Source organism: Kribbella voronezhensis (assembly GCF_004365175.1).
Classification (GTDB): domain Bacteria; phylum Actinomycetota; class Actinomycetes; order Propionibacteriales; family Kribbellaceae; genus Kribbella; species Kribbella voronezhensis.
The window spans coordinates 2,813,052-2,825,449 of record NZ_SOCE01000001.1; the positions used below are offsets into that span (position 1 = coordinate 2,813,052).

General features: G+C 68.2%; 13 protein-coding genes. 8 read left to right on the forward strand and 5 right to left on the reverse strand.

The window, feature by feature from the left end:
• The first annotated feature begins 15 nt into the window (after positions 1-15).
• The gene (locus EV138_RS12755; RefSeq protein ID WP_133978943.1) at positions 16-507 is read left to right on the forward strand and encodes a DUF892 family protein; all 492 of its coding nucleotides are present in this window, start codon (positions 16-18) and stop codon (positions 505-507) included.
• Between the two features lie 111 nt (positions 508-618).
• Here EV138_RS12755 and EV138_RS37250 read toward each other — a convergent pair whose 3' ends face one another.
• Both EV138_RS37250 and EV138_RS12760 read right to left on the reverse strand, forming a co-directional pair.
• Positions 619-762, reverse strand: a complete 144-nt coding sequence (locus EV138_RS37250) for a GPGG-motif small membrane protein (protein WP_012918574.1) — start codon at positions 760-762, stop codon at positions 619-621.
• Between the two features lie 136 nt (positions 763-898).
• Complete coding sequence (locus EV138_RS12760; RefSeq protein ID WP_238158096.1) at positions 899-1,546, reverse strand: UdgX family uracil-DNA binding protein; 648 nt, start codon at positions 1,544-1,546, stop codon at positions 899-901.
• A gap of 126 nt (positions 1,547-1,672) precedes the next feature.
• On the opposite strand from EV138_RS12760, the gene EV138_RS12765 reads away from it, so the two are divergent.
• The 3 genes from EV138_RS12765 (at position 1,673) to ku (ending at position 4,578) form a co-directional block, all read left to right on the forward strand.
• The gene (locus EV138_RS12765; RefSeq protein WP_238158097.1) at positions 1,673-2,482 is read left to right on the forward strand and encodes a sigma-70 family RNA polymerase sigma factor; all 810 of its coding nucleotides are present in this window, start codon (positions 1,673-1,675) and stop codon (positions 2,480-2,482) included.
• A gap of 117 nt (positions 2,483-2,599) precedes the next feature.
• Entirely contained in the window at positions 2,600-3,511 is a 912-nt protein-coding gene (locus EV138_RS12770) for a hypothetical protein (protein WP_133978947.1), read from the forward strand.
• Between the two features lie 38 nt (positions 3,512-3,549).
• Positions 3,550-4,578, forward strand: a complete 1,029-nt coding sequence (gene ku / locus EV138_RS12775; RefSeq protein ID WP_238158098.1) for a non-homologous end joining protein Ku — start codon at positions 3,550-3,552, stop codon at positions 4,576-4,578.
• Positions 4,579-4,586: 8 nt separating this feature from the next.
• On the opposite strand, the gene EV138_RS12780 is transcribed toward ku, so the two are convergent.
• Positions 4,587-5,243 (reverse strand): hypothetical protein, encoded by a 657-nt coding sequence (locus EV138_RS12780; RefSeq protein WP_133978949.1) that lies wholly within the window; start codon positions 5,241-5,243, stop codon positions 4,587-4,589.
• A gap of 177 nt (positions 5,244-5,420) precedes the next feature.
• Between EV138_RS12780 and EV138_RS12785 the strand changes: the two genes are divergently transcribed.
• Positions 5,421-5,876, forward strand: a complete 456-nt coding sequence (locus EV138_RS12785; protein ID WP_133978951.1) for a GNAT family N-acetyltransferase — start codon at positions 5,421-5,423, stop codon at positions 5,874-5,876.
• A 56-nt stretch (positions 5,877-5,932) separates the two neighbouring features.
• The gene (locus tag EV138_RS12790; protein ID WP_133978953.1) at positions 5,933-8,041 is read left to right on the forward strand and encodes a thiamine pyrophosphate-dependent enzyme; all 2,109 of its coding nucleotides are present in this window, start codon (positions 5,933-5,935) and stop codon (positions 8,039-8,041) included.
• Between the two features lie 32 nt (positions 8,042-8,073).
• Here EV138_RS12790 and EV138_RS12795 read toward each other — a convergent pair whose 3' ends face one another.
• Together EV138_RS12795 and EV138_RS12800 are read right to left on the reverse strand one after the other, a co-directional pair.
• Positions 8,074-8,562, reverse strand: coding sequence for a DnaJ family domain-containing protein (locus tag EV138_RS12795; protein WP_133978955.1), 489 nt, complete (start codon positions 8,560-8,562; stop codon positions 8,074-8,076).
• 67 nt (positions 8,563-8,629) lie between these two features.
• Positions 8,630-9,244, reverse strand: a complete 615-nt coding sequence (locus EV138_RS12800; RefSeq protein ID WP_133978957.1) for a hypothetical protein — start codon at positions 9,242-9,244, stop codon at positions 8,630-8,632.
• 167 nt (positions 9,245-9,411) lie between these two features.
• Here EV138_RS12800 and EV138_RS12805 point away from each other — a divergent pair, with 167 nt between their 5' ends.
• Both EV138_RS12805 and EV138_RS12810 read left to right on the forward strand, forming a co-directional pair.
• Positions 9,412-10,959 (forward strand): aldehyde dehydrogenase family protein, encoded by a 1,548-nt coding sequence (locus EV138_RS12805; protein ID WP_133978959.1) that lies wholly within the window; start codon positions 9,412-9,414, stop codon positions 10,957-10,959.
• Complete coding sequence (locus tag EV138_RS12810) at positions 10,959-12,152, forward strand: NAD(P)/FAD-dependent oxidoreductase (RefSeq protein ID WP_133978961.1); 1,194 nt, start codon at positions 10,959-10,961, stop codon at positions 12,150-12,152. Before EV138_RS12805 ends, EV138_RS12810 begins: the two co-directional genes overlap by 1 nt.
• Positions 12,153-12,398: the final 246 nt, after the last annotated feature.

The window sequence follows — 12,398 nt, forward strand, 5'->3', positions numbered from 1 at the left end:
GTGCGGGAGTGACGGATGATCGACGAAGGACGGCTCGGAAGCTATCTGCAGGACCACTACGCAGGATCGTCGGCGGGAATCGAGTTGTTCCGGCGGGCGGCCGATCAGCAGACCGATCCGGTAGCCCGGACGGCCCTGGCCACCATGGTCGAGCGGATCGAGGCCGAACAGACCGCGCTCGAACGGTATCTCGCCGCGGTCGGGTCGAAACCCGACCCGGTCAAGAACGCGGGGGCCTGGGTGGCCGAGAAACTCGGCCGGTTCAAACCGAACGGTGAACTGATCCGGCGGTCGCCGCTCAGCGATGTGGTCGAGCTGGAGGCGCTGCGGGTCGCGACAGAAGGCAAGGCGGCCGGCTGGCGGGTGCTGCGGAAGCTCGCCGAGGACGAGGACCGGTTCGAGGTCGCCGAGTTCGACGAGTTGCTGAAGGAGGCCGACAGTCAGCTCGACGAACTGGAACGCCTCCGAATGGCCGCAGCCCTACGGGTCTTCCGCCGACCAGGCTGATCGGAACGGCCGGGCTGAGGGAGCGACCGGGCTGACCAAAAGCTAGGTCCGCCAGACGCCACCGTGGGTGGCAGCCGTTGCCGGCTACCACCCACGGTTCGGTCTTTCAGGTCAGGTGAAAATGCTGACGCCACCGGGGCCGACCAAGAGGCCGACGACGATGAGTGCCGCGCCCATCAAGAGTTGGCCGCGGACGAGGGAGACAATCCCCGAGATGACGAGGATCGCCGCGATGATCCAGAGCACTAGGCCCATGGTCGTTTCCTTTCTCGACACACCGGACCGGCCAGCGGCCCGGCGATTGATTCCCCGTGTTCTCTGTGGCCCCTCTGGTGCCCGCTGCCCAAGACCCACAAACGGGGTCCGTCGCCGAAACTTCCGGCGCGGGCATTCAGCCGAGCATCGCGACGGCAGCGCGAAGGTCGTCCACGAACAGCCCGAAGTCCCGCCGATACTCTCGGGAACGGACCACGGCCGAAGGATGGACCGTCGCCATCGCCGGCGTCCCGTCCGCCAGTTCGACCGGCTGGCCCCGCTGCGCGGTGACCTTGAAGCCGGTTCCCAGTAAGGCCCGGGCCGCGGTCGCCCCGAGGACCACCACCAGTTCGGGCTTCACGATCGCCAGTTCCCGCGCCAGCCAGGGCTGACAGGCGACGATGTGGCCGACCGCCGGGGTCTTGTGGATCCGGCGCTTACCCCGCTCCTCGAAGCGGAAATGCTTGACCGCGTTGGTCAGATACACGTCCGCGCGATCGATCCCGGCCTCCACCAGCGCCTTGTCCAGCAACCGGCCGGCCGGTCCGACGAACGCCTTCCCGCGCTGGTCCTCGACGTCGCCCGGTTGTTCGCCGACCAGCATCATCCGCGCTTCCGCCGGGCCGTCACCAGGCACCACCTGATCGGCGTACTCCCAAAGGTCGCAGCCACGACAGTCGGGCAGGGCGTTGCGCACTCTGGGGAGGCCGCCGGTGTCCGGAACCCACTCTGCGGCGCCGGGGTAATGCTCCATGCGGGCCCGGTGCCCAGTGAGCGTGCTCACAACACATTCAAACGGTTGCAACACTCCAAAGGTTGATTCCGTGGCTTGGATTTGATCTGGTGGAAGCCAAGTGGTTCAGCCGTGACGCCACTCAGCGCAGGAACGAGCACGACGAGGTTTCTCACCGTGACCATCGCACCTGTTCAGACCCACGCCGACCCCCACGACGGGGTTGCCGAGGCCACCGAAAAGCTGCTCGCCGAGGCCGCTCAGGCGCCCGCATCGCGCCGCCGGGAACTCCTCGACGAGGTGATCATCCTCAACACGCCGGTCGCCCGCTCGATGGCGTCGCGTTATCGCCGCAAGGGCGTGGACGCCGACGACCTCGAACAGGTCGCCTATCTCGGCCTGGTCAAAGCCGTCAACGGATACCGAGCCGATGCGGCGACCGCCTTCCTTGCGTACGCCGTACCGACGATCCGGGGTGAGCTCAAGCGGTACTTCCGCGACTGTGCGTGGACCGTGCGGCCGCCGCGGCGGGTCCAGGAGATGCAGGGCAACATCGCGGCCGCTGAGCCCGAGCTGACTCAGCGGTTAGGTCATCTGCCTACCGATGAGGAGACTGCCGAGGCGCTGGGAACCGCTGCGACAGAGGTCGCCGAGGCGGCTTCCGTCCGAGGGTGTTTCAACACCTTGTCGCTGGATGCGCCCAGCGGGCTGGACAACGGCGCCAGCCTGATCGAGGCCGTGCCCGCCGACGAGGACGGCTACGAGTTGGTCGAGAACGTACAAACGCTGACTCCGGCGGTCGAAGGGCTCGGCGATCGCGACCGGCGCATTCTGGAACTGCGGTTCTGCTCCGGCTTCACCCAGGAGGAGATCGGCAACGAACTCGGCGTCAGCCAGATGCAGGTCTCCCGGCTGCTCCGCAACATCCTCGACCGCCTCCGCACCGAACTCACCAAGGGCGGCGGCGGTATCCCCCAACCCACCTGAGCCCCAGCGGTGCCGGACGCGCAAGCACGGGCACTCCCGCGGCGCCTGACCCGCAGGGACGGGCAGCGCGTCTGATTCGCAGCCGTTGGCCCACGGGTTCGGTGTAGCGTCGGGCGGGTGGACTTCGAAGAAGCAGCGAGCCGGTTGTACGCCGCGCCCGCGGCCGACTTCATTGCTACTCGCAACGAGCTGGCCAAGGAGCTCAAGACGGCCGGCGACCAGCTCGGATCGACCCGGCTGAAAGCGCTCCGGAAGCCGACCGTCGCCGCCTGGCTGGCCAACCTGGTCGCGCGCGAACTTCCCGACGACATCGACGACCTGCTTGCTCTCGGCGACGAGTTCCGCGAAGCGACGACCGATCTCGACGGCGAGCGGCTGCGCGATCTGACACCCCGGCGGCACAAGCTGATCGACCAGCTGACGAAGGCGGCGGCCAGGTTGTCGGAGCGCGAGGGTCAGAAGGTCAGCGCGGATGTCGGGCAGAAGCTGCGCGAGACTCTCGATGCCGCACTGGTGGATCCGGCCGCTGGGGAAGCGGTTCGCGAAGGCCGGCTGAGTAGTGCGCTGCGGCATGTCGGGTTCGGCGTCGTCGACGAGAGCGGCGAGCCCTCCAACGTGACAGCGTTGACCGATGAACGCCGGCAGCGCGCCGAGGAACGCCGCGCGAAGAAGGCCACCAAGGCCGAGCCCGAGCAGGCGGAGCCGGAGGTCGAGGAGACCGCGGCCGAGAAGAAGCAACGGGAGAAGGCCGAGCGGGAACGGGAAAAGGCAGAACGCGAGCAGGAAGAGCGTGAAGCCGCCGAGAAGGCCGCGGCCAAGAAGGAGTTCGAGGACGCGGTGGCTGCCGCCGAGTCGGCCGAAGCTGCGGTCGCCGATCTCGCCGGCCAGTTGGAGGCCGCACGCGAGGCGCTGGCCGATGCCCAGGAGGCCGTGCACCGGGTCGGTGACGAGCTCGACGAGGCGCGCAAGGCGGCCCGCGAGGCGCAGAAGGAGAGCCGCGAGGCGCGCAAACGGTACAACCGGCTCTGAGCTGGGTACCGGCTGGGACCAGACGGACCGGAGTACGGGTGACGACTGGGTCAGGCGGACCGGAGTACGGAAAGGGCTGGGCGATGGCGCGGGCGATCTGGACGGGATACATCAACTTCGGGCTGGTCTCGGTGCCGGTCGGGCTGTACAGCGCGACCGAGGAGCACGAGCTCGACTTCCACCAGTTCCAGCAGGGCACCTCGGACCGGATCCGGTACAAGCGGGTGAACGAACGGACCGGCCGCGAGGTCGACTACGACAAGATCGTCAAGGGCCATGACGTCGGCGGCGGCGAGTACGTGATCGTCGAGCAGGAGGAACTCGCCGACATCGCGCCCGGAAAGTCGCGGTCGCTGGAGATCGCCACCTTCGTGGACCTGGACGAGATCGACCCCATCCACTTCCAGAAGAGCTACTACCTGGCTCCGTCGGACAGCGAGAACGCCTCGTCGTACGCGCTGCTGCGGGACGCGCTGGCGAAGACGAACCGGGCCGGCATCGCGTCGTTCGTGATGCGGAGCAAGGAGTATCTGGCGACGATCCGGGCCGATGGCAAAGTTCTGGTGCTGGAGACGATGTTCTTCGCCGATGAGATCCGCGACCCGGCGAAGGAAGTGGGCTCGCTGCCGGCCAAGTCGAGCGCGGGCAAGCAGTTGTCGATGGCGGTGGACCTGATCGAGGCGATGAGTGGCGCCTGGCGGCCGACGGAGTACAAGGACTCCTACACCGAGCGGGTGAAGAAGCTGGTCGAGACCAAGCGCAAGGGTCAAGAGGTCGTGTTCACCGAGGAGGAGCCCGAGGCGACCCCGCGGACCGACCTCGTCTCCGCCCTGCGCGCCAGCGTCGAGGCCGCCCGTGCCCGCCGTGCCGGTACTGCGAAGAAGGCGACGACGAAGAAGAGCACCAAGAAGACCGCCGCTGCCAAGACGACCACCAAGAAGACAGCGGCCAAGAAGACGACTACGAAGAAAGCAGCAGCCAAGAAGGCTCCGGCAAAGAAGGCCACTGCAAAGAAGACAGCTGCGAAGAAGACGACCCAGAAGACAGCCAAGAAGAAGGCTGCCTGATCGCGGAGTTACTCGCCTGGCTCGGGCAGCAGATAGCTGCCGGGGTTGGCGGGGGCGCCGGCAGCGAGCCAGCGCTGGAAACCGGCCGGGTTGCGGCGCTCGAATTCGTCCAGGCAGATCCGGCGCACCTCGGCGACCGCCTGCCGGTCCCGTGCCCCGGCGCCTTCGGCCAGCGTGGTGGCCGTCTCGCACCACACTCCGCAGAGCTCCTCGATGCTGAGTGGACACTGCAGCGAGGCGATCAACCGCTCGTCTTCCTCCTGCTCACGCCGGCTCAGCTCTGCCAACGCCTTGTACGCCGGTTGCAACCGCCGCCTCGATCGGCCTCCCTTCGGCACCACCAGATCGAAGACGATGCCGATCACCGCGGCGATCAGCATGACGGCAAATCCGATCGCTCCCCACGCCAGCAGCCGCACCACCCCAGGCACGCACAGCACGGTCCCGGCCGCGCAGCACGCGACCATCATCGGTGACTGGAAGGGCGCGTCATCGGCGACGTGCCGGATCACCGCAGCCAGCGGCCAGATCAGCCCGAACACCACGACGAGCAGGATGGAAGCCGCGAGCGGTCCGAGCAGCAGCACTCCGGCCAGCAACCCGGCGGTGCCGATCCCCACGCCAGCAGCGATCGACAGCCGCTGAACCCTGGGAGAAACGTGCATCGGACTCGCTCATCCATCGTGAAGAAGACATCCAGTCGGGTACCCCCGCCGCCTGCCACCAAAACTGCTCTCACCCGGCCGACGACACCTTGAGAACGAACAATCCCCGGCCCCGGTTCCCACCGCGGGAAGCCTCGCAACGGGAACCGGGGCCGCCCCGCATGGCAGGGTGGCGGGGTGGAGATCAGACCCCGGACCGACGCCGACCTCGACCGCTGTACGGCCTTCCTGCGCACGGTTCACGACAAGGCCGGCTACCCGATCAACTGGCCGGACGACCCTCGGGGCTGGCTGACACCTCCTGGTGCGCTCGGCTGCTGGGTGATCACCGTCGGCGGCCGGGTGGCAGGGCACGTGGCCGTCACCCGCGGCGAGCCCGGCCAGGCCCTGGTCGAGCGCCTGTTCGTCGACCCGGCCGAAACGGGCGCCGGACTCGGCCGCCGCCTGCTCGACCACTGCCTGGCCGTCGCGACGGAGCACGACCTCGACCTCTCGCTCGAAGTCGCGGAGAACTGTCACGCCGCCATCGCGCTGTACGAGCGCGCGGGCTGGCGCGAAACCCGGCGTACGCCGATCGGCTGGGGCGGTGCGGTGGCTTCGGTTGTGATCGGGTTCGCGCCACCTCGCGGCTGACGGCCCGGTATCTCTGGAATTAGGCTCGTCGCCATGGCAAGGACGGGTTGTGACGAGTGAGCCAGGTCGACGAGTTGTTCGCCGAGCGGGTCGCCGCGCTCAAACCTGCGACCTGCGACCATCCCGCCGCCGTACTGCGGGAGCTGTACGACGCCCAGCTCGGTAGCCGGCACGCCGATCTGGCGGCTCGCTGGCTGCAGTCCAAGGGGCTCGGGTTCTACACGATCGGGTCGGCCGGCCACGAGGGAAACGCGGCGGTCGCCGCCGCGCTCAGGCCCACCGATCCCGCGCTCCTGCACTACCGCTCTGGTGCGTTCTACCTGGCTCGAGCGGCGCAGCACGGAGCACCAGACGGGATCCGGGACATCCTGCTCGGCGTCGCCGCCGCGACCACGGAACCGATCGCGGGCGGCCGGCACAAGGTGTTCGGGCGGCATGACCTGGCGATCATTCCGCAGACCTCGACGATCGCGTCGCACCTGCCCCGGGCGATGGGCGTCGCCTTCTCGATCGCGCGCGCGGCCAAGCTCGGCGTACCGTCACCGTGGCCCGCGGACGCTGTCGTGGTGACCAGCTTCGGCGACGCCTCGGCGAACCACTCGACGGCGACCGGGGCGATCAACGCGGCCCTGCACGCGTCGTACCAGGGGCTGCCGATGCCGTTGCTGCTGGTCTGCGAGGACAACGGGATCGGCATCAGCGTGCGCACCCCGGAGGGCTGGATCAAACAGGCCTACGGGCAACGCCCCGGCCTGCGGTACTTCGATGCCGACGGCACCGATCTCGCCGCGACCCTGACGATGGCGACGGAGGCCGCGACCTTCGTACGCCGGAATCACCGGCCCGCGTTCCTCAGGCTCCGCACTGTCCGGCTGATGGGTCACGCCGGGTCGGACGTGGAAGCCGCCTACCGGAGCCCGGCCGAACTGCTGGCCGAGGAGGAGCTGGATCCGTTGCTCGGCACGGCCCGGCTGCTGATCGGTTCGGGCTGTACGCCGGACGACGTGGTCGAGTTGTACGAGAACAAGCGTGCCGAGGTGATGCGGATAGCCCACGAGGTCGCGGGGTTGCCGCAACTCGAATCGGCCGCCGCCGTCGCGGCGCCGCTGCGTTATCCGGATACCGCGACGGTCGCGAAGGCGCTGCCCGGTCATCACGTCGAACAAGGTGGCCCGCTCACGCTGAGCCAGTCGATCAACCGGGCGCTGGCCGACGTACTGGCGTCGTACCCGGAAGCGATGGTGTTCGGCGAGGACGTCGGCCGCAAAGGCGGGGTGTACGGCGTCACGCGCGGGCTGCAGAAGATGTTCGGGGCCGCACGGGTGTTCGACACCTTGCTGGACGAGCAGTCGATCCTCGGGCTGGGGCTCGGGGCCGGGGTGTCCGGATTGCTGCCGATCCCGGAGGTGCAGTACCTCGCCTATCTGCACAACGCGGAGGATCAGTTGCGCGGCGAGGCGGCGTCGCTGAAGTTCTTCTCGCAAGGGCAGTACCGCAATCCGATGGTGCTGCGGATCGCCGGGTACGGCTACCAGAAAGGTTTCGGCGGCCACTTCCACAACGACGACGCGATCGGCGTACTGCGGGACATCCCGGGCATCGTGATCGCGTCACCGTCCCGTCCGGACGACGCGGCCGCCATGCTGCACACGTGCGCCGCGGCGGCTCGTAGCGACGGGACGGTCTGCGTCTTCCTCGAGCCGATCGCCCTGTACCACCGGCGCGATCTGCTCGAAGACGGTGACGACCGTTGGCTGGCCGAGTATCCGACCGCGTCGGTGCCGATCGGGAAGGGCCGAACGTACGGCGACGGGGACCGGCTCACGATCGTCACCTTCGGCAACGGTGTCCCGATGTGCTTGCGCGTGGCGGACCGGCTGCCCGGCGTACGGGTTCTCGACCTGCGCTGGCTGGCACCGTTACCGGTGGAGGATTTGTTGCGTGAGGCAACGGCTACTGGGAGGGTGCTGGTGGCGGACGAAACACGTCGCTCGGGTGGCGTGTCCGAGGGCGTGCTGGCCGCGCTGATCGACGCCGGGTACGCCGGGCGGCTGGCGCGGGTGAGCAGCGAGGACTCGTTCGTCCCGTTGGGCGACGCGGCCCGGCAGGTCCTGCTGAGCGAACAGACCATCGAATCCGCGGCCCGCGGACTCCTCGCGGACTAGCGCCTTCACGCCTGAAGAGGTCTTCCGGCCAGTCAGCTGAAGAGGCGTTGCCAGAAGGAGCGCTTCGGGGCGGGCTCCTGCTGGGGGGGCGCAGGCTCGGGCTGGGGCGCCTGGCCGGCTTCGCGGTCCTCGCGCCACTGCCGCAGTACGGCGTCCTCGTCGGTCTTGCCGACCGGGATCACCGGACCGGTGGCGTCGCGAACCTGAACCAGGATCCGCTGGTTCAGATCGTCCAGATACTCGCGAACCTCGGCCTCGGTCCGCATCTTCCGCACGTGCTCGCGGATCCGCGCCTTCTCCTTGCGCAGCAGCACGGTCGGCGGCAGCAGGACGTCGGCCTCGATCTTCTCCCGGCGCATGAAGTCCTTGACCCACCAGTCGGGGTCGTGCGGATCGGCCAGCTTGCCGATCGGCTTTCCCGCGCCGGCGAGATCGTCGAACTCCCCTGCGTTCTGGGCTCGCTGGATCTGCGCCTCGACCCAGTCGTCCATCTTCATCGAGGGCGGCTTGCGCTCGGTCATGTCCAACCTCCCGTGCCCGGCGACATGGTTGCTTGTACGAGCCGAGTCTAATAGCTTGTGAATGCAGTCACAAGGGCGGATCGGGGTCCACCACGACCACCGGCACGCTGCGCTCGGGCCAGAGCTCGGGCATCGCGATCGGTACCCGCCACATCCGGACGCCGGGCTCGACCAGGCCGTGCCGGATCGCGACGTACCGCATCAGACGCAGCGGACCGGCGATCAGCACGAAGGCGAGTGGCAGTTCCAGCAGTCCTGCACTGAGGATCGCCTGCAGGAGATCGTCACCGCGCTGGCTGGTCATCACGTCGAACCACGCGTCGCAGATCAGCAGGACGCCGGTCGCGAAGGCGAACGGGAACAACAACTGCCGCCGTCGCCAACCAGCGATCGCGGTCACCGTCAGCATGGTCAGCAGCAGGATGTCGAAGCCCACCCAGGTCGCGACCCAGTTCCGTGCCACGTAGTGACTCGGCAGGGTGTTGCCCAGATAGACGGTCCACGGGATCAGCACCGCCACCGCGAGCAGCAGCAACACCAGCCGCCACTTCCGGATCCGCTGCATGGTCCGCGGGCTCAGCATCAGCCCGGTCGGCGCGGGTGCCAGCCGGCGGACCAATTCCCGCCGCTCCGCCGCCGTCATCGCCTGGATCTCTTCGTCCGTCAGCCCCAAACCACTCACCCTTGAATGCTCACACGCCCACCAACCCCAACCCAGTACCCCGCGCCACTCTTCCCCTTTCCTCCACCTCCGCTCACCTGGGTTGAGGCAGCCGGCGGGGGTTGGCAAAGGGTCCGGTGGTGGCGGAGGCTGGGCGGACCGAATGTCGCGATCGAGAGGACCCACCTGTGTCGTCCGTCATCCTGTCCGTCGTCGCCGGAGAGCGGGTTCCCGACCCGGTCCGGACCACCCCGTCCACCAACCCGGCGAACACCGCCGACGTGGTCGGCACCATCGGCTCGGCCGGCGCCGACGTGTTCACCCGGGCAGCGGCGGCGGCCAAGACAGCGCAGTACGGATGGGCCGCCTTGCCCGCCCCGCAGCGCGGTCAGGTGGTCGCGAACGTCGGCCGGCTGATGACGGCGAACAAGACCCGCCTCGCCGCACTCGTCACCCGCGAGATCGGCAAACCGCTCGCCGAGGCGCTGGGCGAGGTGCAGGAGATCATCGACACCTGCGACTTCTTCATCGGCGAGGGCCGCCGGCTGTACGGCCAGACCGTGCCGTCGGAGATGCCGGACAAGCAACTGTTCACCTTTCGCCGGCCGGTCGGCGCCGTCGCGGTGATCTCGGCCGGCAACTTCCCGGTCGCCGTCCCGTCGTGGTACATCGTCCCGGCCCTGCTCTGCGGCAACACCGTGGTCTGGAAGCCGGCGGAGTACTCCGCGGTCGTCTCGGACGCGTTCTACGAGATCTTCGCCCATGCCGGCGTACCGGCGGGCGTGCTCAACGTCGTGTACGCCGACGGCGCGGACACCTTCGCCGGGCTCGAGCAGGCCCTCGCGGCCGGCCTGATCGACAAGGTCGGCTTCACCGGTTCCAGCGAGGTCGGCACCCGGATCGGCGAACTCTGCGGCCGCCACCTGCAGACCCCCTGCCTCGAACTCGGCGGCAAGAACCCGATGGTGATCACCGAGGACGCAGACCTCGACCTGGCGGTCGAAGGCGCGTTGTTCTCAGGCTTCGGTACTGCGGGTCAGCGGTGCACGTCGCTGGGAACGGTGATCGTGCACGAGTCGATCCACGACACCTTCATCGAGAAGTTCAGTACGGCGGTCCGCGAGGCCGCGATGGGCGATCCTCGGGAGGACGTGCTGTTCGGCCCGCTCCTGGACGAGAAGTTCGCCGCCGGCTTCGAGAAGTCGCTCGGCTGGATCGCTGCGCACCACCAGGTGATCGGGTCGACCGGCCGGGTCGGAGCGGACAACCCACGGGACGGCTTCGTCGGTGATCCCTCGGCCGGCTTGTTCTACCACCCGGTGATCGTGGACGGTGTCCGGCCGGACGACGAGCTGTTCCTGAACGAGACGTTCGGCCCGATCGTCGGCGTGACGACGTACTCAACCCTCGACGAGGCGATTGCTCTGGGCAACAAACCGGGGTACGGGCTGTCCAGTTCGATCTACACCACCGACCCGAACAAGGCGTTCCGGTTCGCCCAGGGCATCTCGGCCGGGATGGTGAGTGTGAACAACTCGACGTCGGGCGCCGAGGCGCATCTGCCGTTCGGCGGGAACGGCAAGTCGGGCAACGGCTCGCGGCAGAGCGGGATCTGGGTCCTCGACCAGTTCACCCGCTGGCAGTCGCTGAACTGGGACTACTCCGGCAAACTCCAGAAGGCCCAGATGGACACCGTCACGGTCGAGGCCGACGACGACTTCCTGCTGCCCGGCTGATGGCCGGGGCGATCCCGGGACCGGCGGCGGGCCCGCGCCGGCCGATTGCCCTGCCGGACGCCGCCGACGTGGTGATCGTCGGCGGCGGGGTGATGGGGACGAGCATCGCGTTCCACCTGGCCGAGGCCGGTGTACGGCGGATCGTGCTTCTGGAGCAGCAGGAACTCGGGTCGGGCTCGACGTCGAAGGCTGCCGGCGGCGTACGGGCGAACTTCTCCGACGAACTCAACATCGCGCTCGGTGCTCGTAGCCTGGAGGCCTTCGCGCGCTTCGGCGAACGACCTGGTCAGGAGATCGACCTGCACCGCGTCGGCTACCTGTTCCTGCTGTCCACCGCGGACCAGGTTGCCTTGTTCGAGGAGAGCACGCGACTGCAGAACGCGGCCGGTCAGCCGACCCGGATGATCTCTCCCGCCGAGGCCGCGTCGCTCGCCCCGATCATCTCTCCAGACGGCTTGGCGGGCGCCTGCTTCTCACCAGCCGACGGGCACTGTACGCCGGAATCGGTGGTACTCGGCTACGCCTCCGCGGCCCGCCGGCTCGGCGCGACCTTGATCACCGGCTGCACGGTCACCGATATCGATGCTGAAGGCAACAAGATCGTCGGCGTACGGACGGACCGCGGTGTCATCCGAACGTCGACGGTGATCTGCGTTGCCGGCGCTTGGTCGGCGGGCATCGGCGCGATGGTCGGCGTGGAGCTCCCGGTGACACCGCTTCGCCGTCAGATCGTCGTCACCGAAGCGATTCCGGACCTGCCGGAGATGCCGATGACGATCGACTTCAGCAGCACGTTCTACTTCCACTCCGAAGGGCCCGGACTGCTGGTCGGCATGTCCGATCCCGAGGAGCGGCCGGGCTTCCACCTGGATCGCTCCGAGGACTGGCTGCCACGGCTCACCGCCGCGATGGAGCAGCGGGCGCCGTCGCTGCTGGAGGTGGGCCTGGTCAGCGGCTGGGCCGGACTCTACGAGAACACGCCGGATCACAACGCGCTGATCGGCGAGGCCGCCGAGGTGAGCCGATTCCTTTATGCCACAGGGTTTTCCGGCCACGGCTTCCTCCAGGGCCCGGCCGTCGGCGAGATCATCCGCGACCTGTACCTCGATCGGACCCCGTTCGTCGACATCTCCCCTTTGCATGCCACCCGGTTCCGGACCGCCGGGCTTCGCGCCGAGCAGAACATCGTCTGACTGCGCAGCGATCTCGTCGACCGGCGATATAGGTCATGACATCGCCGATGCGCCAGCGACACGCCGAAGGACCGCGCCGGGAAAGTAGCTTTTCGGAGTACTGCTCGTTAGGGCAGTGTCAGGTTGATGTTCCGGTCCGGAGCAGCGGGGTGTTGATGCCCTGAGCGATCAACTAACCTGGGTCGGGTTTCTCGGCGACGTGGAGGATGCGTGAAGCGGTTCGTAGTACCGCCAAACTGGCCCACG

Excerpts from the sequence above, each read along its gene's own strand:
- EV138_RS12795 (WP_133978955.1), bottom strand. The coding sequence starts at position 8,562 with ATGACCGAGCGCAAGCCGCCCTCGATGAAGATGGACGACTGGGTCGAG.
- EV138_RS12755 (WP_133978943.1), top strand. The coding sequence starts at position 16 with ATGATCGACGAAGGACGGCTCGGAAGCTATCTGCAGGACCACTACGCA.
- EV138_RS37250 (WP_012918574.1), bottom strand. The coding sequence starts at position 762 with ATGGGCCTAGTGCTCTGGATCATCGCGGCGATCCTCGTCATCTCGGGG.
- EV138_RS12810 (WP_133978961.1), top strand. The coding sequence starts at position 10,959 with ATGGCCGGGGCGATCCCGGGACCGGCGGCGGGCCCGCGCCGGCCGATT.
- EV138_RS12780 (WP_133978949.1), bottom strand. The coding sequence starts at position 5,243 with ATGCACGTTTCTCCCAGGGTTCAGCGGCTGTCGATCGCTGCTGGCGTG.